This is a genomic window from Rhizobiaceae bacterium, assembly GCA_023953845.1.
Taxonomy (GTDB): Bacteria; Pseudomonadota; Alphaproteobacteria; order Rhizobiales; family Rhizobiaceae; genus Arvimicrobium.
In genome coordinates this window covers 3,015,464-3,036,292 of sequence record JAMLJC010000001.1, presented here as the reverse complement: position 1 = coordinate 3,036,292, position 20,829 = coordinate 3,015,464, and the positions used below count along the sequence as shown (strand labels likewise).

The following is a 20,829-nucleotide window of genomic DNA, read 5'->3' as shown; positions in this document are numbered from 1 at the left end:
GCCGGCCGGCGCAGTGCGGCTCCGCCGTGAGCTTCGATCCCTCATCCGCCGACCGCACGCGTTGCCCGCGAACCGCTATTCCATATTGGTGTGTCTGGCCCGCATATCTTCCGGCGAGGCGACGAGCAGAGCCTTCAGCTTGAGCACCATCACCTCGAACAGCACGAACAGCGCGCCCTCGAAGGCCGAGCCCATCGGCAGCACGGAGGTTTTCGCCGTTCCCTGATCGCTCGCCATGGTCTGTGCCGGCACCAGCAGCGTCACATCGGCCAGCTTGGCGGCGCTTCCGTCCGGCTCGGCGGTGACGACGATCACCGTCGCCCCGGCTTCCTCCGCGACTCCGATGAGCGTCAGCACGGTCGTCGTCTCGCCCGGCCCCGACGAGACGAAGAACACGTCGCCCTCGCCCAGAGGCGGCATGGTCATGTCGCCGACGACACCCACCGGCATGCCGAGGTGGAACATGCGCATGGCGAGGCCGCGCATCTGCAACCCCTCGCGGCCGAGTCCGTGGATGCCGACGCGCTTCGCCTTCGCCAGCAGGCGGCACACCTCGTCGACCCGCGCCTCGTCGACGCGGTCCAGCACCAACCCCAACTCATCAAGTGCGGTGCGGAAGAGCGAACTCATGACAGTTCCGCCATCAAATCCTTCGTCTGCGCGTAGATCGCCTTGAAGATGCGATACTGCCTGTCGTAGACGGCGCGATGCTTCGGCCGCGCGGAAACCTTGCGCGCGGACGGGTTCCACAGGCCGATGTCGCTTTTCTTCACGTCGCCGACCGCGAGCGCGGCGAGGAAGGCGTCGCCGTAGCTCGCGCCGAGCGTGCGCTCGCGCACCGTCTGCGGCAGTCCGGAAATGTCGGACGTCGCTTGCAGCCAGACCGGATTCTTGGTGCCGCCGCCGACCGCCAGCAGCGTCTTCGGCGCCTCTCCGATCTCGCGGTAGGTCTCGAAAATGCGGTTGGTGCCGAAGGCGATGCCCTCCACCGCCGCGCGGTAGAGGTCGCCGCGCGTATGCGTGAGATTGAGCCCGAAGATCACGCCCTTGGCGTTGGAATCATGAATTGGCGTGCGCTCGCCTGACAGATGCGGCAGCATGATGACGCCGTTGGCGCCGGGCGGCGAGCCTTCCGCTTCTTCCGTGAGCGTCCTGAAGGCGCTTTCGAACGGCAGGTCGCGGGCGAACTGGTCGCGGAACCAGTGCGTCAGCGTTCCGCTGGTCGCCAGCCCCGACATGGACGCATGCTCGCCCGGGAAGAGCCATGGCGCGTACCAGAGGCGCGCATCCTGTATCCGCCTCGACGACAGCATGATCATGAAGATGGTCGAGCCGTACATCACCATCATGTCGCCGGCCTTCGTCATGCCGACGCTGAGCGCCTCCGCAGCGGCGTCGATAGTGCCGGTGATGACCGGCGTCCCGGCGGCCAGGCCCGTCTCCTTCGCCGCCTTCCTCGTGATCTGCCCGGCTATGTCGGTCGTCCACAGCACCTTCGGCAGACGCTCCAGATCGATGATGTCGGGCGCGAGCGCATTGCTCCACCCCTTCACGTCGATCTCGTAGAGCGGCGAGAAATTGGCGGCCGAATAATGGTCCACCACGCATTCGCCGGTCAGCTTCTGCACGAGATAGGTGGTGGAGGTGACGATCTTCGCCGCCTTTTCGAAATGCTCGGGCCGGTTTTTCTGCAACCAGAGGATCTTCGGCCCGACGGACTGCGTCGTCAGCGCGTTGCCGCAGCGGTCGAGGATTCTGTCCGCGCCGATCTGCCGCGTAAGCTCCTCGATCTCGACCACGGCGCGGTTATCGACGCCGTAGAGCGCGGCGTTCGACATGGCCTCGCCGTCCTTGTCGACCGGCAGCATGCAGGGACCGATGGCGCTGCATCCCACCGCCTTGATCGCCTTGGGGTCGATGCGGCTGTCGGCCAGCATCTTTTTGGCGATGAAGCAGAAATCGCCCCACCAGTCCTGTTTGGGCCGATGCTCGGCCCAGCCCGGCTGCGGCACCAGCATCTTGTGCGGCCGCGCGGCCGTGGCGATCACATAGCCTGTGTCGTCGACGATCGCGCCCTTGGATTCGAACGTGCCGACGTCGATGCCGAGATAGTAGCTCATCCGATATAGTCGTCCCGATCCAGACTGAAATCCCTGTCGATCGCGCCGATGCCGGCGACCAGCAACCGCGTCAGCGCCTCCAGATCGGAGAGATCGACGACTTCCAGCGACGAGTGGGAGTAGCGCATCGGGAAGCCGAGATCGATCGAGGCGACGCCCCCGCCGACAAGCTGCACATAGGAGGAATCGGTCAGGCAGCCGGTATGGGCGCTGCGCTGCAACGGCGCCTTGAGCTTCTTCGCCGTCCTGTCGAACAGCGACACCAGCGCCGGATGCGGAATGGTGCCGTTCAGCGTGCCGCGCCCATGGAAGGAATACATGCTCATCGCCGCGCCGCCGCCGAGCGTCACGTCGCCGCGATAGCCCATATCCGGCGTGTCGGCCGCGAGCAGCAGGTCGAGCTGGATGCAGATGTCGGGCCGCAGGATCTGCGCCGCCGTCAGCGCGCCGCGCAGGTTGAATTCCTCCAGCACCGAGAAGACGAAGTGAACCGTCGGCTTCCGCTTGGCTCCGACAAGCTTGGCTGCGGCCTCGACGATGACGGCGCAGCCGGCGCGGTCGTCGACGGCGGTGCCGGCAATGCGGCCGTTCGCCAGCTCGATCACGTTCGGGCGGTAGACGACCGGCGTGCCGATATCCACGCCCGCCGCCCGCGCCTCGTCGGCGCTGGCGAAACCGGCGTCGATGTAGAGGTCCATATAGGGGACGACCTTGTATTTCTCTTCCGGCGTCGTCGCGTGATGGCTCTTGTTGGCGATCACGCCCGGCACGTCCTTGCCCTCGCCGACGCACAGGATGACGGCCTGCGACGCCAGCGCGCGCTCCGGGACGCCGCCCAGCCGCTCGACGCGGATCAGGCCGGTCGGCTCGATCTTGCGCACGACGAAGCCGAGCTGATCCATATGGGTGAAGAGCATGACGCTCGGCGCGCCTTCGTCGCCTTCCATCGTGGCGATCAGATTGCCCAACCCGTCCGTGGACGTGGCAAGGCCGAGCTTCATCATCTCCTTCTTGAGATAGGCGCGCACGCGCCCTTCATAACCGCTGAGGCCCGGAATGCGCATCATGTCGGTAAGGAGTGTCTTGAGGCGATCGCGCATCGCCATCACTCGCCCCTCGCCTTGCGCGCCAACGCCATGAACTCGGCGGCCCGCTCCGGATCGACCGCGTTCCATGTGTTGCCGTCGACCTTCAGCGACGAGCCGACCACGCAGCCATCCGCGATGCGCATCACATCCGCGATGGTCGCGTGCTTCACGCCCGTATTGGCGAGCACCGGCGTATCAGGCAGCGTCTTCTTCACCGCTTCGAGGTCGCCCATCTCCGCCGCTTCGCCGGTGATCTGGCCCGAAACGAGGATGGCGTCCGGAATGCTGGAAAACACCGCCGAGCGGGCGCGGTCCTTCAGCGGGCGCTGATCGAGCGAATGCGCGAACTCGGCCGAGACGTTGTAGAGCATGGCGAGATCGGAGCGATGCAGACGGTCGCGGTAGCGCATCGCCTTGCCGGCATTCGGCGTCCACGGTCCCATGTCGGAAGCGTAGGTGCCCGTAAAAATCTCGCGAACGAAGGAGGCGCCGGTGCCGGCGGCCAGCGCCACGGTCGACATCGGGTCCCACAGCACGTTGACGCCGAACGGCACCTTGATCTTCTCGCGGACACGGCCGATCACATAGGCCATGGTCGCGGTCGAGGCCGTATCGACGTTGAATTCGTAGGGGCGGTCGTTCTCGTTGCCGAACATGATGGCGTCGACGCCGGCCTTCTGCAGCGCGTCGAGGTCGGCGGTCACGCCGGCCAGAATGCCGTCGAGGCCGCGTTCGGCATCGTAGAGCGGAGACCCCGGCAGCGCACCGAAATGCACCATGGCGATCACCGGCTTCCTGTTTCCAAACACGCGACGGAATTTTTCAGTCATTTCCTGCTCTTCGGCTTTTTTAATATGGCGTGCTGTCGTAGCAATTGGCACGGATCAAGTCCAATGGCTGCGGCTGGTTTCGGCTGCGCCAGAATCGCATGAAGCCGGCCCGGCGTCGGCATGGGAGGTTTGATGAAGACGAGGCATTTCGACCGCATCGGCAATGGCGGGCTTACATTCACGGAGCTCGGATTTGGCACCGCACCGCTCGGCAACCTCTACCGGCCGATCCCCGACGCGGAGGCTATCGCCACGCTCGACGCGGCATGGGAAGCGGGCGTGCGCTACTACGACACCGCGCCGCTCTATGGCCTCGGCCTCTCCGAAACGCGGCTCAATCCATTCCTGCGCGGCAGGAAGCGCAGCGACTATGTGCTTTCGACCAAGGTCGGCCGCCTGCTGCGCGTCTGCCCGCCCGACCAGCGCACCGGCATCGGCAAATTCTTCGACGTTCCGTCCCGCAAGGAAGTCTACGACTACGGCTATGACGGCGTCATGCGTTCGGTCGAAGAGTCCTTCGAACGCCTCGGCGTCGACAGCATCGACATTCTTTTCGCGCACGACCTCGACATCTTCACGCATGGCAGCAAGGCCGCTTCGGATGCGCGCATCGAGGAACTGATGAAGCCGAATTCCGGCTATGCAGCGCTCATCTCCCTGCGCGACCAGGGCGTGGTCAAAGCCATCGGCGCAGGCGTCAACGAATGGCAGGTGTGCCAGACGCTGGCCGAGCGCGGCGACTTCGACCTTTTCCTGCTCGCGGGCCGCTATACGCTGCTGGAACAGGAGGCGCTGACCAGCTTCCTGCCGCTCTGCGAAAAGCGCGGCATCGGCATCGCGCTCGGCGGCCCCTACAATTCCGGCATCCTCGCGACCGGCGCGAAGCCGGGCGCGTATTACAACTACGACCCCGCACCGCAGGAAATCCTGGACCGCGTCAGCAGGATCGAGGCGGTGTGCAAGGAGCACGGCGTGAAGCTGATCGAGGCTGCCCTGCAGTTCCCGTTGCTGCATCCCAGCGTCGTCTCGATGATCCCCGGCGGCCAGAAGCCGGAAGAGGTGAAGGCCAACCGCGCGATCCTCGACGTGAAGATCCCCGCAGCGCTCTGGGCCGACCTGAAGAAGGCGGGCCTGATGCGCGAAGACGCTCCGACGGGGTGAGGTGGGATTACCCCTCATCCGGCCGCCGTTACCTTTCCGTGACCGGCGGAACAATCGCATGCGGAGATACCCCACCCCTAACCCCTCCCCACAAGGGGGAGGGGAATCCGGAAGTGCCTTTCAGCCGCGGCAGACACTGGAAGTGTAACAAGACTGGTCGCACCGGAATCCCCCTCCCCTTGTGGGGAGGGGTTAGGGGTGGGGTACTGCCCCGCCAAAATCAGTATCATAGCCCTGCCGCGAGAAGGCATCCCGGCGGGACAGTGAGGGGGCAAGGTCGTCTGTCGAGCCGAGCCCCACCAAGCAAGGGAACCCAACCATGAAGATCGATTCCCATCAGCACTACTGGCAGCCGGCGCGTGGCGACTATGGCTGGATGCCGAAGGACGATCCGATCCTCACCCGTCCCTATTTCCCGGATGATCTTTCACCTTTCCTCAAGGCCGCCGGGATCGACCGCACCGTGATTGTGCAGGCCGCGCCCACGGTCGAGGAAACGGAATACATGCTCGGTCTTGCCGATGCTTCGCCATCCGTCGCGGCCGTCGTCGGCTGGGTGGATTTCGAGAACCGCGACCATCTCAAGCATCTGGAGCGGCTGAGGAACCATCCGAAATTCGCCGGCGTGCGCCCGATGATCCAGGACATTCCGGATGACGAATGGATGCTGAGGCCCGACGTGCAATGGGCCTATGAGGCGCTTGCCGATTTCGACCTCACCTTCGACGCGCTCGGCTTCTCGCGCCATCTTGCGAACTTCCTCACCATCTTCAAGCGCTACCCGAAGCTGCGCGTGGTGGTGGATCACTGCATGAAGCCGCAGATCCGCGACCATGGCACGGCGAAGGACGAACTGGCCTTCTGGTCGGAAGGCATGCGGCGCATCGCCGGCGAGACCGGCGCCTTCTGCAAACTGTCGGGGATCATCACCGAATCCAACCCCGGCTGGACCGTCGAGGATCTGAAACCCTACGCCGATGTCGTGCTGGAAGCTTTCGGGCCTGAGCGCGTTATGTGGGGTTCGGACTGGCCGGTCAGCCGCCTGCGCGGCGAGTATGGCGACTGGCACGGCGCGGCGCAGAAGCTCTGCGCGCATCTGCCGGAAGCGGACCGCGCTGCCATTTTCGGCGGCACTGCGACGCGCTTCTACCGCTTGAAGTAGAGAGTCCGGCGCTTCGGGAAGCGATTCACGTCAAGCCGCTAACGGCCTGTTCCTGAATCGCATTCCGCCGCCGCTTCATGCGATGAATCCGCTTCGGCTTATGCGGAGGCGGTCCTCGCAACAACTGCGCTCACGCATCCCGCGCCAGTCGGATGATGTAGCATTCGCAGGCTTCCGACGCCTCGATCCGTAGTGGCGGCCCGCCATCCTCGACCAGCAGGCAATCGCGCGCATCGAGATTTTCCACGCTGCCGTCATGGCGCAGCAGGGCGCTGCCATGATTGACCAGCACCAATGTCCAGCCGGTTTCGGGAGAGAGGTCGAGCGTACCGGAAACGACATGGCGCTCGACGCTCGCGCGCACGCTCCCCCGTCGCACCATCACATTGAGGTCGAGGATGGGACCGGCAGCCAGCGCGCCTTGTGTCGGTTCGTCGGCCGGAAAGGTCAGTGGCGCACTTTCCCTGCCGAGCAGCACGGGTTCACCTCCTCCGATCGTCAGTGAGATGCCCGCGCCTTCCAGCACGGCGAGCGTCCGGTCGATGCCCGGAAACGCCGAGAACGGCCCGTCGCTCTCCACCCTCGCCATGGACACGCGCCAGTCGAACGCGTCGAGGGCAGAGCCCTCCGGATGGACCACGATCTCTGTCGTCACCCCGCCGCCATTCTTCCACGGCATGGATTTGTGATCGGCGGCGCGGAGGATGCGGATCAACTCGGTGCTACCCCAGTATGCCCGGCAGATCGAGCCCGTGCTCCTTGGCGCAATCGATGGCGATATCATACCCGGCGTCCGCATGGCGCATGACGCCCGTCGCCGGATCGTTCCACAGCACACGCCCGATGCGGCGGGCGGCGTCCTCGGTGCCGTCGCAGACGATCACCATGCCGGAATGCTGCGAGAAGCCCATGCCGACGCCGCCGCCATGATGCAGCGACACCCAGGTCGCGCCGCTCGCGCAATTCAGCAAAGCGTTGAGCAGCGGCCAGTCCGACACGGCGTCGGAGCCGTCCCTCATCGCCTCCGTCTCGCGGTTCGGAGAAGCGACGGAACCGGAATCCAGATGGTCGCGGCCGATCACCACCGGCGCCTTCAGCTCGCCCTTCGCCACCATCTCGTTGAAGGCGAGGCCGAGCCGGTGGCGGTCGCCGAGACCGACCCAGCAGATGCGCGCCGGCAGCCCCTGGAACTTGATCCGCTTGCCGGCCATGTCGAGCCAGTTGTGCAGATGGTGGTTGCCGGGGGTCAGTTCCCTCACCTTGGCGTCGGTCTTCGCGATGTCTTCCGGATCGCCCGAAAGTGCGGCCCACCGGAACGGACCGATGCCCCGGCAAAACAGCGGGCGGATATAGGCCGGCACGAAACCGGGGAAATCGAAGGCGTTCTCCACCCCCTCCTCCAGCGCCATCTGGCGGATGTTGTTGCCGTAGTCGACCGTCGGAATGCCTTGGCTGTGGAAGTCGAGCATGGCGCGCACATGCACCGCCATCGACTTCTTCGCCGCCGCCGCGACCGCCTTCGGATCGCGCTCGCGCCGCTCTTCCCACTCGGCCACCGTCCAGCCCTGCGGCAGATAGCCGTTGACGGGATCGTGGGCCGACGTCTGGTCGGTCACCGCATCCGGCTTCACGCCGCGCCTGACAAGTTCGGGAAAAACGTCGGCCGCATTGCCGAGCAGCGCGACCGAAATCGCCTTCCCCTCCTTGACCGCTCTGTCGATGATCGCCAGCGCATCGTCGAGGTCCTTCGCCTGCACGTCGACATAGCCTGTCTTCAGCCGCATCTCGATGCGACTCGGCTGGCATTCGACCGCGAGGCAGGAGGCGCCCGCCATGGTCGCGGCCAGCGGCTGCGCGCCGCCCATGCCGCCGAGGCCGGCGGTCAGGATCCAGCGGCCGGAAAGATCGCCGCCATAGTGCTGGCGGCCCATTTCGACAAAGGTCTCGTAGGTGCCCTGAACGATGCCCTGGCTGCCGATATAGATCCAGGAGCCGGCCGTCATCTGGCCGTACATCATCAGGCCCTTCCTATCGAGCGCGTTGAAATGGTCCCAGTTCGCCCAATGGGGCACGAGGTTGGAGTTGGCGATCAGAACGCGCGGCGCGTCCTTGTGCGTGCGGAAAACGCCGACCGGCTTGCCGGACTGGACGAGCAGCGTCTGGTCGTCCTCCAGCGCCGTCAGCGCCGCAACGATGCGATCAAAGCTTTCCCAGTCGCGCGCGGCGCGCCCGATGCCGCCATAGACGACGAGCTCGGACGGCTTTTCCGCGACCATCGGATCGAGATTGTTCATCAGCATCCGGAGCGGCGCCTCGGTCAGCCAGCTCTTCGCCGAAAGCTCGGTGCCGGTCGCGGCGCGGATGATGCGGGCATTGTCGATGCGTGTGTGCGTGGTCATGCGTATCTCCCGAAACTCAGTTCCCCGCCCAGTCCCGGGCGGTTTCCAGAATCGTCCTGAGCGTCGCGCGGATCGGCGCGGCGAACGCTTCGTCGTAGGGTGTCGGCCAGTTGTCCGGCCGTCCCGGCTCCGCCGGCTCGCGCATATAGCCGCGATTGGACAGTTCCATCTGCAATGCGTGAACGCCGCTTTCCGGCCGGCCGTGATGCCGCGTGATGAAGCCGCCCTTGAAGCGGCCGTTGACGATCCAGCTTTCGCCGGTCGCGGCCATGATGCCCGCCACCTTTTCCTGCAGCAGGGGATCGCAGGCCCGCCCGTCATTCGTGCCGAGGTTGAACACCGGCAGCGTTCCGTCGAAGAGGCGCGGCAGCACTGAGCGGATCGAGTGGCAGTCATAGAGAACGATCCGCTCATGCAGCCCGCGCAGCCGCGCGATCTCCGCCCCGATCGCCGCATGGTACGGCTCGAACCAGACCGCCCGCCGCCGGTCGATCTCGGACGGGCTCGGTTCGAATCCCGCTTTGTAGAGGGGCTCGCCGTCAAAACTCTCCGTCGGGCACAATCCCGTCGTCGTCTGGCCGGGATAGAGCGAGACGCCTGACGGATCGCGGTTCACGTCGATCACCGTGCGCGAGATCGCCGTATGGATGACGGTCGCGCCGAGATCGTCGGCGAAATCGTAGAGCCTGTCGATCCACCAGTCGCAATCCTTGCGCGCCAGCCACGGCGAGACCACGGCGCCTTCGATATCCGCCAGATCAGTGCCGGTATGCGGCAGCGAGACGATCAGCGGCGCGGTGTTTTGACGGACGGTGAGCCAGGAAGTCATAGGGCCGTCTCCGTCACACCCGGCAGGCTCACCGTGCCCGCCGCCTCGATCACCTTTCCGCTCCGCACCAGCGCGTTCGCCTTCTCCATGTCCGGATGGAAATGGCGGTCGTCGTCGAGATGCGGCACCTCGGCGCGCAGCAGGGTGCGCACGGCCTCCAGCGACGCGCTCGACGCCAGCGGACGGTGGAAGTCGCAGCCCTGCGCGGCGGCCAGAAGCTCTACGCCTACCACGGCGGTCGCGTTCTCGATCATGCCAACCAACCGGCGCGCGCCATGCGCGGCCATCGACACGTGATCCTCCTGATTGGCCGAGGTCGGGATGGAATCGACGCTCGCCGGATAGGCCTTCTGCTTGTTCTCCGACACAAGTGCCGCGGCCGTCACCTGCGGGATCATGAAGCCCGAATTGAGTCCCGGCTTCGGCGTCAGGAAGGCCGGCATGCCGGAAAGCGCCGGATCGACCAGCATGGCGATGCGGCGTTCGGCCAGCGAGCCGATCTCGCAGACCGCGAGCGCGATCATGTCGGCGGCGAAAGCCACCGGCTCGGCGTGGAAATTGCCGCCCGAAAGCGCGGTGTCGTCCCCGGATTCACCCGCTAGGAAGATCAGCGGATTGTCGGTGACGCCATTGGCTTCCGTTTCCAGCGTGTCGGCGGCCTTGCGCAGTAGGTCGAGCGCGGCGCCCATCACTTGCGGCTGGCAGCGCAGGCAATAAGGGTCCTGCACGCGCTCGTCGCCGACGCGATGCGATTCCCGGATGGCGCTGCCAGCCATGAGGTTGCGCAGCGCGTCCGCCGTCGCGATCTGGCCCTTGTGCCTGCGCAGAAGGTGGATGCGTGGATCGAACGGCGCATCCGAGCCCTTCGCCGCATCGGTCGAAAGCGCACCGGTCACAAGCGCGGACTGGAACAACACTTCCGCCTCGAACAGGCCGGCCAGCGCATAGGCCGTGGAGAACTGCGTGCCGTTGAGCAGCGCCAGCCCTTCCTTCGCACCCAGCGTCAGCGGCTTCAGCCCATGCGTGACGAACGCGACCTGCGCGGGCACGCGGCCATGCGGCGTAAAGCACTCGCCGACGCCGATCATGGCGGCCGTCATGTGCGAGAGCGGCGCGAGGTCGCCAGACGCGCCGACCGAGCCCTGGGCCGGCACGACGGGAACGATTTCGGCGGCGAGCATCGCCTCCAGCATTTCCAGCGTCTCGGGCTTCACGCCGGAGGCGCCCTGCGCGAGGCTGGCCATCTTCAGCGCCATCATCAGCCGCGCGACGGCGACCGGCATCGGCTCGCCCGTGCCGGCTGCATGGGAAAGAACGATGTTGCGCTGGAGCGTCTCGAGGTCTTCGGCCGGAATGCGAACGCTGGCCAGCTTTCCGAAGCCGGTATTGATGCCGTAGACGGGTTCTCCCTTCGCAAGAATCCGGCCGATGGCATCCGCGCTGGCCTTCACCTTGGGCTTGCAGGCCGGGTCGAGCTTTGGCGTCGCCCCCCGGTAGATGGCGCGCCAGTCGGCGAGCGTGGCGTTGCCGGGATGGAGAATGATGTCAGGCATGAGGAAACCCCAGCAGATCAGAAGAAAAGATACCCCCACCCCTAACCCCTCCCCACAAGGGGGAGGGGAAGCTGCCGCATGCCAAGTCCCCCTCCCCCTTGTGGGGAGGGGTTAGGGGTGGGGGTATCAAGGTCAAACGCATCACATCCCCCTCCACACGCGCGCATGGAGCGGGTTGAAACCCATGCGGTAGACGAGTTCCGCCGGGCGTTCGACGTCCCAGATGGCGAGGTCGGCGCGCTTGCCGGCTTCGAGCGTGCCGGTCTCGCCGGCAAGCCCGAGCGCCCGCGCGCCTTCGCGCGTCGCGCCGGCGATGCATTCGTCCACCGTCATGCCGAACAGCGTCGCCGCCATGTTCATCGTCAGAAGCAGCGAGGTCAGCGGCGAGGTGCCGGGGTTGCAGTCGGTGGCAAGCGCCATCTTCGTCCCGTGCTTGCGGAAGAGATCGACCGGCGGCTTCTTCGTCTCGCGGATGAAGTAGAACGCGCCCGGCAGCAGCACGGCCACGGTGCCGGCCTTCGCCATCGCCGCCGCGCCCGCCTCGTCGGTGTATTCCAGATGGTCGGCCGACAACGCGCCGTAGCGGGCGGCCAGTTCCGCGCCATGCAGGTTGGAAAGCTGGTCGGCATGCAGTTTCACCGGCAGGCCGAGCGCCTTCGCCTTGTCGAAGACGCGCGCGATCTGCTCCGGCGAGAAGGCGATGCCCTCGCAAAAGCCGTCCACCGCGTCGGCGAGACCCGATTGCGCGACCGCCGGAAGAATCTCGTCGGCGACCTTGGCGATATAGGCGTCCTTGTCCCCCGCCGCCTCCTTAGGCAGTGCGTGCGCGGCGAGGCAGGTCGTGGCGATGGCGACTGGTCTTCGCGAGGTATCAAAATGACCCCCACCCCTAACCCCTCCCCACAAGGGGGAGGGGGATTCTGAGACGTCGACGCCTCCCTCCCCCTTGTGGGGAGGGGTTAGGGGTGGGGGTACTGCTGCAAAGCCATTCCTTCCAAACCCAAGCCTGCGCGCCGCCCGCAACGACTTTGCCTCGCTCTCCAGATCGAGCCCGTAGCCGGATTTGATCTCGACCGTCGTCGCGCCTTCGGCGATCAGGGCATCCAGACGCGGCAGCGACTCGCGAACCAGCTCGTCCTCGCTCGCGGCCCGCAGCGCGGCCACCGAGGACACGATGCCACCGCCGGCCCGTGCGACCTCCTCGTAACTCGCGCCCGCCAGCCGCATCTCGAATTCGTTGGCGCGGTTGCCGGCCCAAACCAGATGTGTGTGGCAATCGACAAGGCCGGGCGTGATGAGACGGCCCTCGCAGTCCACCATTTCCGCGCCATTCAGGCCGGCGGGCAAATCCGCTTCGGGACCGGCAAAGACGATCCGCCCGCCCTCGGCGACGACGGCGCCCTTCTCGACCAGCCCGAGTCCTGGCAAAGCCTCGTCCAGCGTCGCCAGCCGCGCATTGCGCCAGACTTTTTTCGGTGATGTGTTTTTGCTCGCCGGCATCGTCTTCCCATCTCAACTCGGCGCTGATATGTATATACATAATTGAGATCATCGCAAGTCGGATTTTGACGGGAACGGAGCAGCAGTCGTGACCATCCTCTTCGCGAAACAGGCCCTCCTCCCCTCCGGCTGGGCCGACAGCGTCCGCCTCGAAATCGTGGATGGGCGTGTCGGCTCGGTGACAAAAGACGCGGTGGCGGCGGCTGGCGACGAACGTCACGCCGTGCTCATCCCCGGCATGCCGAACCTGCACAGCCACGCCTTCCAGCGCGGCATGGCAGGGCTGGCGGAAGTCCGCGGCACGACCGCCGACAGTTTCTGGTCGTGGCGGGAGGTGATGTACCGCTTCGCTCTGTCGATGACTCCGGAGCAGGCCGAGGCCATCGCCGCGCAGCTTTATGTCGAGATGCTGGAGGCGGGTTTCACCCGTGTCGGCGAGTTCCACTACCTGCATCACGACCGCGACGGACAGCCCTACGCCAATCTCGCCGAGATGGCAGAGCGCATCGTCGCCGCCGCGCGGATGAGCGGCATCGGGCTCACCCTGCTGCCGGTGTTTTATGCCCATTCCAATTTCGGCGGCGCGACGCCGAATGAAGGCCAACGGCGATTCATCAACGATCTGAATCGGTTCGGCGTCCTCGTTGAGAAATGCCGCGAATCCGTTCGCGTTCTGAATCAAGGCGTCGTCGGCATCGCGCCTCACAGCCTGCGCGCCGCCACGCCTCAGGAACTGATCGAACTGGAAAGACTGGCCGGCGCGGGACCGATCCACATCCACATCGCCGAGCAGGTGAAGGAGGTTGAGGATTGCATCGCATGGGCCGACAGGCGGCCGGTAGAGTGGCTGCTCGCCAACGCGCCCGTCGACCGGCGCTGGTGCCTGATCCATGCGACCCACATGACCGATGAAGAAGCCATCGGCATGGCGCGCGCCGGTGCCGTTGCCGGCCTCTGCCCGGTGACCGAAGCCAATCTCGGCGACGGCACTTTTTCCGCCCCCCTTTTCCGCGAGCATGGCGGGCGGTTCGGCATCGGTTCCGATTCCAACGTGCTGATCGGCGTGGCCGACGAATTGCGGCAGCTCGAATACTCGCAGCGTCTGGCCCATCGCGCCCGCAACGTGATCGCCGAGCCCGGCGGATCGACCGGACGCGCTCTGTTCGATGCAGCACTTGCCGGCGGCACACAGGCGCTCGGCGCGCCGCCTGCCGCCATCGAAGCGGGCGCGGCGGCCGATCTCGTCTCGCTCGATCTGTCCTGGCCCGGACTGGAAACGACCGCGCATGACGGCGTTCTCGACGCATGGATTTTTGCCGGCCGCGTGAAACCGAAAGACGTCTGGGTCGCCGGCAGGAAACTGGTCGCCGATGGTCGCCACACGGTGCGGGACGCAGTGGCGCAGCGCTTCCGCGAGACCATGTCCGAACTGGTTTCAGGCGTGTGACGCAGGTCCGCAAAGGACTATGACGACGGCCGGGGAGACCGCCTTGGACGCACACGCCATTCCGGCCGAGGACGGCCGGTCGCAAGGATCGCTGCACCAGCGCATCCTGTCCGATATCACGGAAAAGATCGTTTCCGGCGCATGGCCGCCCGGTCACAGGATTCCGTTCGAGCATGTGCTGACTGAGCAGTACGGTTGTTCGCGGATGACCGTGAACAAGGCGCTGACCGAACTCGTCAGGGTCGGCCTGATCGAGCGGCGGCGGCGGTCCGGCAGTTTCGTGCGCCGGCCGCAATCGCAGGCGGCGATTCTCGAAATCCATGACACGAAGACCGAGATTCTGGCCCTCGGCTTTTCCTATCGCTACCAGTTGCTCGAACGGCGGACCTCTGCCGCAGCCGCCGCCGATTGCGACCGGATCGATGTCGAGGAAGGCACGCCGCTGCTCGAACTCACCTGCGTGCATTTCGCGGGCGAGAGGCCGTTCTGCCTCGAACGGCGACTGATCAACCAGCAGACAGTGCCGGAATCGAAGATTGTCGATTTCTCGGTGGAATCGCCCAGCGCATGGCTGATCGCCCGGGTACCGTGGAGCGACGCCGAGCATCGGATCATGGCGGCATCGGCCGATCGCGAGACGGCGAAGGCGCTCGTCATTCCGAAGGGAACGCCATGCCTCGTGGTGGAACGCCGGACGTGGAGCGGAGGCAAGGCGATCACTCAGGTGCGCCTCACCTATGCGGCCGAGAGCCATATGCTGGTGGCCCGCTTCGCGCCCGCGCGGGAATGAAAAAGCGCCGCCGCGAGGGGCGGCGACGCCTGTTTCAGGTCGATTGAACAGTGTTCAATTGCGATTGAACGGTGTTCAGATCGCCGCGGTGACGATGATCTCGACCAGATATTCCGGACCCGCGAGCTTGGCTTCGCCGGTGGCGCGGGCAGGCGCGTTGGGGCCGTCGACCCACTTGTCCCACACGGCGTTCATCTCGGCGAAGTCCTTCATGTCGGCAAGCCAGATGATGGTCTGCAGGAGCTTCGACTTGTGCGAACCGGCCTCCGCCAGCAGCTTGTCGATCGCCTCGAGAATATCCTTCGTCTGCTCGGCCACCGTGCCGCCCGGCCTGCCGACCTGACCGGCGAGATAGACGGTGTTGTTGTGGATGACGGCCTGGCTCATGCGCGGGCCTGCATGAAGGCGCTTGATGGAAGTTGCCATTTTTCTCTCCTTTTGATGGTCAACGGAAACGGTTGGGCGAAAGCGCCTCGACGGCGCTCTCGACATCGGCGGCGGGGGCGAGACCCCTTATCATGTCGCCGGCGAGCTTCGACAGGGCCGGCGCCGTCTGGATGCCGTACCCGCCCTGCCCCGCCAGCCAGAAAAATCCCTCCGCAGTCCGGTCGAAACCGACGGCCGGCGTGCGGTCGGGCGCGAAGGTGCGCAGGCCGGCCCAACTCCGCTCGACGCGGGTGACCGGCGTCGTCACCGCCTGCTCATAGCGATGGAGCCCCTCGGCCAGCACCATGTCGTCGGCGAAGGCGTCATGCGGATCGACCGGGTCCTCGTCGGCCGGCGAGACGAAGAAGCGCCCGCCGTCCGACTTGCAGTACCACGTCTCGCGCGCATCCTCGAAGGCCGGCCAGTTGCGCGTGTCAAAACCTTCCGGCGACGGCAGCACGGCCATGGAGCGGCGCAACGGCTGCAGGTCGATCGGCGCGACCCCGGCGGTCGCGGCGACGCGATCGGCCCAGGCGCCGGCGGCATTCACCAGCGTTCGCGCCCGGATACGCGCGGCCGGCGTCTCCACAAGCCAGACGCCATCCTTTCGTTCGGCGCGCGCGACCGGCGCGCGGCAGACGATCGAAGCACCGTTGGCGCGCGCCTTCTTCAAAAAACCCTCGTGGAGCGCCGCCACGTCGATATCCTGACCGTCCGCATCGTAGGCGGCGGCCACCAGCCAATCGCGGTTGAGGATCGGGACGCGGGACACTGCTTCACCGATGCTGATTTCCCGCATCGTCACCGCGCTTGCCACGCTCTCGGCGAGACTTGCCCGGCCGTCCTCGTTGGCGACCATGAGCAGCCCGCGCGGTGTCAGCAGCGGATTGGGAAAAAGCGTGGTGTCGCGGACTTCGTAGATCGGCGCGCTGGCCGCGGTCAGCGTGCGGATGACCGTGTTGCCGTAGTTGCGCAGGAAAAGCGCCGCCGAGCGGCCCGTCGAATGATAGGCCGGCCGCTCCTCCTGCTCGAGGACGACACAGGACAAATCACCGGAAATCGCCGCGGCAACGCCGACACCCGCGATACCAGCTCCGACGATGGCAACGTCCACCGCGATTTCGTCGCTCACGGCCTTCTCCATATCACCGGCTGTTCCAATCCGGCCGGGCGCCACCAATGTCATGGCGGCGCCGAAAAGCAAATGCCCATCGATTGGCTCAGAGGCTATGTGGACATTCACTTGTGAGGAAGACGACGCCAAAAAGACATGATGATCCTCTCAAGCGATTGACAGCCATCGGCTTTTGCCGGAAGTGCCGAAGGTCAGGAGGCTTCATGAAGTTTACGCGAGTCAACGGCGTCGTCCTTCACTATGAACTCTCCGGCAGCAGGGTGCTGCCGCTGATCGTGTTCTCCAATTCGCTGGGCACCGACCTGCGCATATGGGATCATGTCGTCGAGCGGCTGGCCGGCCGCTACCGGATGCTGCGCTACGACAAGCGCGGCCACGGGCTTTCCGAAGCGCCGCCCGGACCCTACAGCCTCGTCGACCATGTCGAGGATCTCGCCGCGCTGATGGCCCATCTCTCGCTCGACCGCGCGGCCGTGGTCGGGCTGTCGGTGGGCGGACTGATCGCGCAGGGGCTCGCCGCGCGCCATCCGGACATGGTGGCGGCGCTCGTCCTCTCCAACACCGCGCACAAGATCGGCACGGAGGCCGTCTGGAACGACCGCATCGCGACGGTTCAGAACGAGGGTATCGCGGCCATCGCCGACATGGTGATGGAGCGCTGGTTCACCCCGCAGTTCCGCTCGCCGGAAAACGCGGATTTCGCAGGCTATACGGCGATGCTGGTCCGCTCGCCGGCCAGCGGCTATGCCGCCACCTGCGCGGCAATCCGCGACGCGGACCTGACGGAATCGACCGCTGCGCTGGCAGTGCCGACGCTCTGCATCGTCGGCGACCACGACGGCTCGACACCCCCCGATCTGGTCCGGTCGATGGCGAACCTCATCAAGGGCTCGCAGTTTCGCGTCATCGCCGATGCGGGTCACATTCCCTGCGTCGAGCAGCCGGACGAGGTGGCCGACCTGATCGCCACGTTCCTGAAAGGCGCACGCTACGCTTGACCGCAAAGATGCGGCCACCCAAGTGAGACGGGCCGCGTTCCATATTCCGGGCAATGCGCTATAACGCCCCGTCTTTTGCAAGGAAGCCTTGATGAACCCCCGCCAGATTTCCGAAGACTACACCGTTTCCCCCCAGATTTCCGTCGAGGATGTCGCGGCGATCAAGGCCGCCGGCTTCAAAAGCGTGATCTGCAACCGTCCGGACAATGAAGATGCCGGCCAGCCTTCCGCCGACACGATTCGCAAGGCGGTCGAGGCGGCAGGCCTTACATTCCGCCATGTCCCGGTCATCAGCGGCCAGATGACGCCTCACGACGTCGAGGCGCAGGCCAAGGCGCTGGACGAGCTGGAAGGACCTGTCTTCGCCTACTGCCGTTCCGGCACGCGCTGCGCCAATCTCTTTACGGGCGTGCAGCAGCTGAGGGGATAGGTTTCCCATCAGGACTGCGAGACGGCATCGTTTGCGATTTTCGCAAATATGACCTAAATTATGGTCATAGGAGCGATACGGTGAACATAGAAAGCAAACCCACAGTCTTCAGCGTTGCGGAAGCCAAGGCGAAGTTCTCGGAACTTCTGAGCCGAGCCGAAGCAGGCGAGCGTCTGACGGTGACGCGGCACGGACGTCCCATCGTCGAGATTACGGGCGCGAACCAAAAGCCTAAGCAAAAGCTTCGCGGAGCCCTGAAAGGGCAAATCTGGATCGCACCCGATTTCGACGAACTCGGTCCCGAATGGGATGAATACGTAAAGTGAGCGAGCAGCGGTTTCTGCTCGACACACAAATCGTTCTCTGGGACCTCGGCGACGATCCGAGGATTAAGCCTCGACACGATGAGATCCTGCTTGGCGACTATCCGAAATTCCTGAGCGTCGCCTCACTTTGGGAAATCGCGCTCAAGGTAAGGAAGAAAAAACTCGTTGTGCCGGACAACCTGCTCGACATACTTTCTGCAAGCGACGTGCAATTGTTGCCGATAGCGCCGGAGCACGCCTTGCATGTAGCGACTTTGCCGGACTTTCACGGCGATCCGTTCGACCTCCTGATCATTGCCCAAGCGCAGATCGAGAAGATGACTTTAGTGACGGCGGATAGTCACATCACGCGCTACGACGTTCGCACACTCTAGCCTGACAGGCCCAGCCGCCGCATCTCGTCGCGCCGGCGGGGCAGATCGAAGTCCAGAAAATATTCGTCGAGTTGCGGCGGCGCGACCGATGTGCCGGACAGCATGGCGTGCACCTGCCCGCGATGGTGGATGTCGTGCTGGAAGATATGGACGAGCAGGTCACCGATGCGTTCCAGTATCCGCCCCTCCTCGCCGCGATCCGTGGCGACACGCCGTTCGAGGTCCGGCGCGGAAAGGCGTTCGCAGAAAGCCAGATAGCGCCTGTCGCATTCGCCTTGCGCGGCTGCCAGTCTCACCGGATCGTCAAAATCCGTCCAGCTATCGAAGATGCGAAGGCCGACGCCGCCTTCTTCCAGCATGTCGAGATAGAAGAGGTCGATAGACAGGATATGGTTGAGCGTCGCCGCGATCGACGGAAAGAAACTCACGCGCGGCGCTTCGAACTCGCCGGGCGAGAGGGCGAGCACAGCGCGGCAGAGCCGGTCGTTGGCACAGAGGTTGTTTTCCGCCATGCGGCGGAAATGGCCGCAGAGATCCATCACGGCCCCTGCTCCATCATCGCCAGCCAAGCGCCGAGGCCAGCGAAGCCGAAGAGATTGACCAGCAGAAGCCGGTTCATGCGGCGGCGCATCGATTGCGTTTCATCATCCCGCGCCACGCCAAGATTGGTGACCGTATGAAAGATCATCGCCTTGCGCGGCACACCGGATCTGTTCTTCAGGTCGGGCGAGCGCGCCTCGATGCGATAGCTGAGGCGGATGGCGGCAATGAAGACCGCCAGCATCGCAAGGCCCCAAAGTCCGGTGAGTATCGCGAACCAGGGCACCGGATTTCCTCCTACGGCGCGGCGACGGTCTGCTCGATCGCACCGAAGATCGAATGGCCGGACGCGTCCTTCATCTCGATTCGCACGATATCACCAGCCTTGAGGAATGCGGTTCCGGCGGAGCCGTGAACCAGCTTCTCGACGATGCGCTGTTCCATGATGCAGGAATAGCCGACGCCGCCTTCCGCGATCGGACGACCCGGCCCGCCCTCCTGCTTGTTCGACACCGTGCCGGAGCCGATGATGCTGCCCGCCGCCAGCGGACGTGTCCTCGCCGCATGGGCGATGAGCCGGGGAAAGTCGAACGCCATGTCGACGCCGGCATTGGCGCGCCCGAACGGCTTTCCGTTGAGATCGACGGCAAGCGGCAGATGCACCTTGCCGCCGTCCCATGCGTCGCCCAGCTCGTCCGGCGTCACCGCCACCGGCGAAAAGGCAGAGGACGGTTTTGCCTGGAAGAAGCCAAAACCCTTGGCAAGCTCGGCGGCCGCCAGTCCACGCAGCGAGATGTCGTTGACGAGCACAACGAGCCGAATGGCATCGCGCGCTACATCGACGGAAGCGCCAAGCGGGACGTCGTCCACGATAACGGCGAGTTCTCCCTCGAAATCCAGCCGCCATTCGGGGTCGGCCAGCGGGATCGAATCGCGAGGCCCGAGAAAAGTGTCCGAACCGCCCTGATACATCAACGGATCGGTCCAGAAATCCGCCGGCGTGTCCGAGCCTCCCGCTTTCCGGGCCAGTTCGACATGGTTCACATAGGCCGAGCCGTCCGCCCACTGATAGGCGCGCGGCAGCGGCGAATGCGCGTCGTGCTCGTGAAAACGGCTCGACGGAACTGCTCCGACCTCAAGCGATTCAGCCAGCGCTGCAAGATGTGGCGCGATCCTGCGCCAGTCATCGAGGGCCGCCTGCAACGTCGGCGCGAGAAAGGACGCATCCGTGCATCGCGTCAGATCCCGCGAGACTACGACCAGCCGGCCGTCGCGTGTTCCGTTCTTCGCCGTTGCAAGCTTCATTCATCCTCCTCAACGCTCCACGAAGACCTTGAAGCCTCCGTAAATCATCCGCTTCATATAGGCCGGCATGCTCTGCATGCTTTCCTGCAGCCGCGGATCGGCCATCACCTTCTTCATCACCTCGTCGCGATGCTCGCGCGATTTGTAGGTGACGAAGGAGAAGACGATTGTGTCGCCTTCTTCCTTCTTCACCGCAAGAGGGAACGACGTGATTTCGCCATCCGGCACGTCATCGGACTCGGCCTCGACATAGGAGAGGGCCCCATGCTCCATCCAGACCTTCGCGCCAAGTTCGGCCTGCTTCCTGTAATCCTCCCACTCGGCCTTCGGCACGGGAAGAATGAAACCGTCCACATAGCTCATGATAAAGTCTCCTTGCGTGTTCAACACATGGAAGACGTATGAGGAACGACGGT

Annotated in this window: 23 protein-coding genes; 8 read left to right on the top strand and 15 right to left on the bottom strand. The window is 65.0% G+C overall.

The genetic code is table 11. From position 1 onward, the window contains the following. Window positions 1-75: 75 nt before the first annotated feature. Genes M9955_14780 through M9955_14765 form a run of 4 tightly spaced genes read right to left on the bottom strand, consistent with a single transcriptional unit; the run spans window position 76 to window position 4,038 of the window. On the bottom strand, window positions 76-630 hold the full coding sequence (locus M9955_14780; GenBank protein MCO5082905.1) for an SIS domain-containing protein: 555 nt from the start codon (window positions 628-630) through the stop codon (window positions 76-78). Further along, on the bottom strand, window positions 627-2,120 hold the full coding sequence (locus M9955_14775; GenBank protein ID MCO5082904.1) for an FGGY-family carbohydrate kinase: 1,494 nt from the start codon (window positions 2,118-2,120) through the stop codon (window positions 627-629). The genes M9955_14780 and M9955_14775 overlap by 4 nt, the downstream gene beginning before the upstream one ends. Continuing rightward, the gene (locus tag M9955_14770) at window positions 2,117-3,226 is read right to left on the bottom strand and encodes a M42 family metallopeptidase (protein ID MCO5082903.1); all 1,110 of its coding nucleotides are present in this window, start codon (window positions 3,224-3,226) and stop codon (window positions 2,117-2,119) included. Before M9955_14770 ends, M9955_14775 begins: the two co-directional genes overlap by 4 nt. Further along, window positions 3,226-4,038 (bottom strand): BtpA/SgcQ family protein, encoded by an 813-nt coding sequence (locus M9955_14765; GenBank protein ID MCO5082902.1) that lies wholly within the window; start codon window positions 4,036-4,038, stop codon window positions 3,226-3,228. Before M9955_14765 ends, M9955_14770 begins: the two co-directional genes overlap by 1 nt. 132 nt (window positions 4,039-4,170) lie before the next feature. Between M9955_14765 and M9955_14760 the strand changes: the two genes are divergently transcribed. Both M9955_14760 and M9955_14755 read left to right on the top strand, forming a co-directional pair. Further along, window positions 4,171-5,199 (top strand): aldo/keto reductase, encoded by a 1,029-nt coding sequence (locus M9955_14760; GenBank protein ID MCO5082901.1) that lies wholly within the window; start codon window positions 4,171-4,173, stop codon window positions 5,197-5,199. 319 nt (window positions 5,200-5,518) lie between these two features. Then, window positions 5,519-6,361 carry an amidohydrolase family protein gene (locus M9955_14755; protein MCO5082900.1) on the top strand — a complete coding sequence of 281 codons (843 nt, stop codon included), beginning with the start codon at window positions 5,519-5,521 and terminating at the stop codon, window positions 6,359-6,361. Between the two features lie 130 nt (window positions 6,362-6,491). Here the strand turns inward: M9955_14755 and M9955_14750 are convergent, their stop codons facing one another. From M9955_14750 to M9955_14730, 5 genes are all read right to left on the bottom strand, one after another. Continuing rightward, entirely contained in the window at window positions 6,492-7,073 is a 582-nt protein-coding gene (locus M9955_14750) for a HutD family protein (GenBank protein MCO5082899.1), read from the bottom strand. A 10-nt stretch (window positions 7,074-7,083) separates the two neighbouring features. After that, window positions 7,084-8,760, bottom strand: a complete 1,677-nt coding sequence (locus M9955_14745; protein ID MCO5082898.1) for a urocanate hydratase — start codon at window positions 8,758-8,760, stop codon at window positions 7,084-7,086. 16 nt (window positions 8,761-8,776) lie between these two features. Next, window positions 8,777-9,589 (bottom strand): N-formylglutamate deformylase, encoded by an 813-nt coding sequence (hutG, locus tag M9955_14740; protein MCO5082897.1) that lies wholly within the window; start codon window positions 9,587-9,589, stop codon window positions 8,777-8,779. Next, window positions 9,586-11,142: a histidine ammonia-lyase gene (hutH, locus tag M9955_14735; protein ID MCO5082896.1), complete on the bottom strand. Its 1,557-nt coding sequence runs from the start codon at window positions 11,140-11,142 to the stop codon at window positions 9,586-9,588. Before hutH ends, hutG begins: the two co-directional genes overlap by 4 nt. A gap of 141 nt (window positions 11,143-11,283) precedes the next feature. Then, window positions 11,284-12,642: an imidazolonepropionase gene (locus M9955_14730; GenBank protein MCO5082895.1), complete on the bottom strand. Its 1,359-nt coding sequence runs from the start codon at window positions 12,640-12,642 to the stop codon at window positions 11,284-11,286. 88 nt (window positions 12,643-12,730) lie between these two features. Between M9955_14730 and M9955_14725 the strand changes: the two genes are divergently transcribed. Both M9955_14725 and hutC read left to right on the top strand, forming a co-directional pair. Beyond that, entirely contained in the window at window positions 12,731-14,089 is a 1,359-nt protein-coding gene (locus M9955_14725; GenBank protein MCO5082894.1) for a formimidoylglutamate deiminase, read from the top strand. A gap of 43 nt (window positions 14,090-14,132) precedes the next feature. Beyond that, window positions 14,133-14,879 carry a histidine utilization repressor gene (gene hutC / locus M9955_14720; protein MCO5082893.1) on the top strand — a complete coding sequence of 249 codons (747 nt, stop codon included), beginning with the start codon at window positions 14,133-14,135 and terminating at the stop codon, window positions 14,877-14,879. Between the two features lie 75 nt (window positions 14,880-14,954). Here the strand turns inward: hutC and M9955_14715 are convergent, their stop codons facing one another. Continuing rightward, complete coding sequence (locus M9955_14715) at window positions 14,955-15,305, bottom strand: RidA family protein (GenBank protein ID MCO5082892.1); 351 nt, start codon at window positions 15,303-15,305, stop codon at window positions 14,955-14,957. Window positions 15,306-15,324: 19 nt separating this feature from the next. Continuing rightward, on the bottom strand, window positions 15,325-16,437 hold the full coding sequence (locus M9955_14710) for an FAD-binding oxidoreductase (GenBank protein ID MCO5082891.1): 1,113 nt from the start codon (window positions 16,435-16,437) through the stop codon (window positions 15,325-15,327). A gap of 206 nt (window positions 16,438-16,643) precedes the next feature. Here M9955_14710 and pcaD point away from each other — a divergent pair, with 206 nt between their 5' ends. From pcaD to M9955_14690, 4 genes are all read left to right on the top strand, one after another. Then, window positions 16,644-17,438, top strand: coding sequence for a 3-oxoadipate enol-lactonase (pcaD, locus tag M9955_14705; GenBank protein MCO5082890.1), 795 nt, complete (start codon window positions 16,644-16,646; stop codon window positions 17,436-17,438). 91 nt (window positions 17,439-17,529) lie between these two features. Further along, window positions 17,530-17,868 (top strand): TIGR01244 family sulfur transferase, encoded by a 339-nt coding sequence (locus M9955_14700; GenBank protein MCO5082889.1) that lies wholly within the window; start codon window positions 17,530-17,532, stop codon window positions 17,866-17,868. An 80-nt stretch (window positions 17,869-17,948) separates the two neighbouring features. Beyond that, window positions 17,949-18,194, top strand: a complete 246-nt coding sequence (locus M9955_14695) for a type II toxin-antitoxin system prevent-host-death family antitoxin (GenBank protein ID MCO5082888.1) — start codon at window positions 17,949-17,951, stop codon at window positions 18,192-18,194. Then, complete coding sequence (locus M9955_14690; GenBank protein MCO5082887.1) at window positions 18,191-18,568, top strand: type II toxin-antitoxin system VapC family toxin; 378 nt, start codon at window positions 18,191-18,193, stop codon at window positions 18,566-18,568. The genes M9955_14695 and M9955_14690 overlap by 4 nt, the downstream gene beginning before the upstream one ends. On the opposite strand, the gene M9955_14685 is transcribed toward M9955_14690, so the two are convergent. Genes M9955_14685 through M9955_14670 form a run of 4 tightly spaced genes read right to left on the bottom strand, consistent with a single transcriptional unit; the run spans window position 18,565 to window position 20,776 of the window. Continuing rightward, window positions 18,565-19,107 carry a DinB family protein gene (locus M9955_14685; protein MCO5082886.1) on the bottom strand — a complete coding sequence of 181 codons (543 nt, stop codon included), beginning with the start codon at window positions 19,105-19,107 and terminating at the stop codon, window positions 18,565-18,567. The genes M9955_14690 and M9955_14685 overlap by 4 nt on opposite strands. Beyond that, complete coding sequence (locus M9955_14680) at window positions 19,107-19,394, bottom strand: hypothetical protein (protein ID MCO5082885.1); 288 nt, start codon at window positions 19,392-19,394, stop codon at window positions 19,107-19,109. Before M9955_14680 ends, M9955_14685 begins: the two co-directional genes overlap by 1 nt. A gap of 11 nt (window positions 19,395-19,405) precedes the next feature. Continuing rightward, entirely contained in the window at window positions 19,406-20,413 is a 1,008-nt protein-coding gene (locus tag M9955_14675) for a fumarylacetoacetate hydrolase family protein (protein ID MCO5082884.1), read from the bottom strand. A gap of 9 nt (window positions 20,414-20,422) precedes the next feature. Beyond that, window positions 20,423-20,776 carry a DUF1428 domain-containing protein gene (locus M9955_14670; protein ID MCO5082883.1) on the bottom strand — a complete coding sequence of 118 codons (354 nt, stop codon included), beginning with the start codon at window positions 20,774-20,776 and terminating at the stop codon, window positions 20,423-20,425. Between the last annotated feature and the right edge of the window lie 53 nt (window positions 20,777-20,829).

Excerpts from the sequence above, each read along its gene's own strand:
- M9955_14780 (MCO5082905.1), bottom strand. The coding sequence starts at position 630 with ATGAGTTCGCTCTTCCGCACCGCACTTGATGAGTTGGGGTTGGTGCTG.
- M9955_14775 (MCO5082904.1), bottom strand. The coding sequence starts at position 2,120 with ATGAGCTACTATCTCGGCATCGACGTCGGCACGTTCGAATCCAAGGGC.
- M9955_14770 (MCO5082903.1), bottom strand. The coding sequence starts at position 3,226 with ATGGCGATGCGCGATCGCCTCAAGACACTCCTTACCGACATGATGCGC.
- M9955_14765 (MCO5082902.1), bottom strand. The coding sequence starts at position 4,038 with ATGACTGAAAAATTCCGTCGCGTGTTTGGAAACAGGAAGCCGGTGATC.
- M9955_14760 (MCO5082901.1), top strand. The coding sequence starts at position 4,171 with ATGAAGACGAGGCATTTCGACCGCATCGGCAATGGCGGGCTTACATTC.
- M9955_14755 (MCO5082900.1), top strand. The coding sequence starts at position 5,519 with ATGAAGATCGATTCCCATCAGCACTACTGGCAGCCGGCGCGTGGCGAC.
- M9955_14745 (MCO5082898.1), bottom strand. The coding sequence starts at position 8,760 with ATGACCACGCACACACGCATCGACAATGCCCGCATCATCCGCGCCGCG.
- hutG (MCO5082897.1), bottom strand. The coding sequence starts at position 9,589 with ATGACTTCCTGGCTCACCGTCCGTCAAAACACCGCGCCGCTGATCGTC.
- hutH (MCO5082896.1), bottom strand. The coding sequence starts at position 11,142 with ATGCCTGACATCATTCTCCATCCCGGCAACGCCACGCTCGCCGACTGG.
- M9955_14730 (MCO5082895.1), bottom strand. The coding sequence starts at position 12,642 with ATGCCGGCGAGCAAAAACACATCACCGAAAAAAGTCTGGCGCAATGCG.
- M9955_14715 (MCO5082892.1), bottom strand. The coding sequence starts at position 15,305 with ATGGCAACTTCCATCAAGCGCCTTCATGCAGGCCCGCGCATGAGCCAG.
- pcaD (MCO5082890.1), top strand. The coding sequence starts at position 16,644 with ATGAAGTTTACGCGAGTCAACGGCGTCGTCCTTCACTATGAACTCTCC.
- M9955_14700 (MCO5082889.1), top strand. The coding sequence starts at position 17,530 with ATGAACCCCCGCCAGATTTCCGAAGACTACACCGTTTCCCCCCAGATT.
- M9955_14685 (MCO5082886.1), bottom strand. The coding sequence starts at position 19,107 with ATGGATCTCTGCGGCCATTTCCGCCGCATGGCGGAAAACAACCTCTGT.
- M9955_14675 (MCO5082884.1), bottom strand. The coding sequence starts at position 20,413 with ATGAAGCTTGCAACGGCGAAGAACGGAACACGCGACGGCCGGCTGGTC.
- M9955_14670 (MCO5082883.1), bottom strand. The coding sequence starts at position 20,776 with ATGAGCTATGTGGACGGTTTCATTCTTCCCGTGCCGAAGGCCGAGTGG.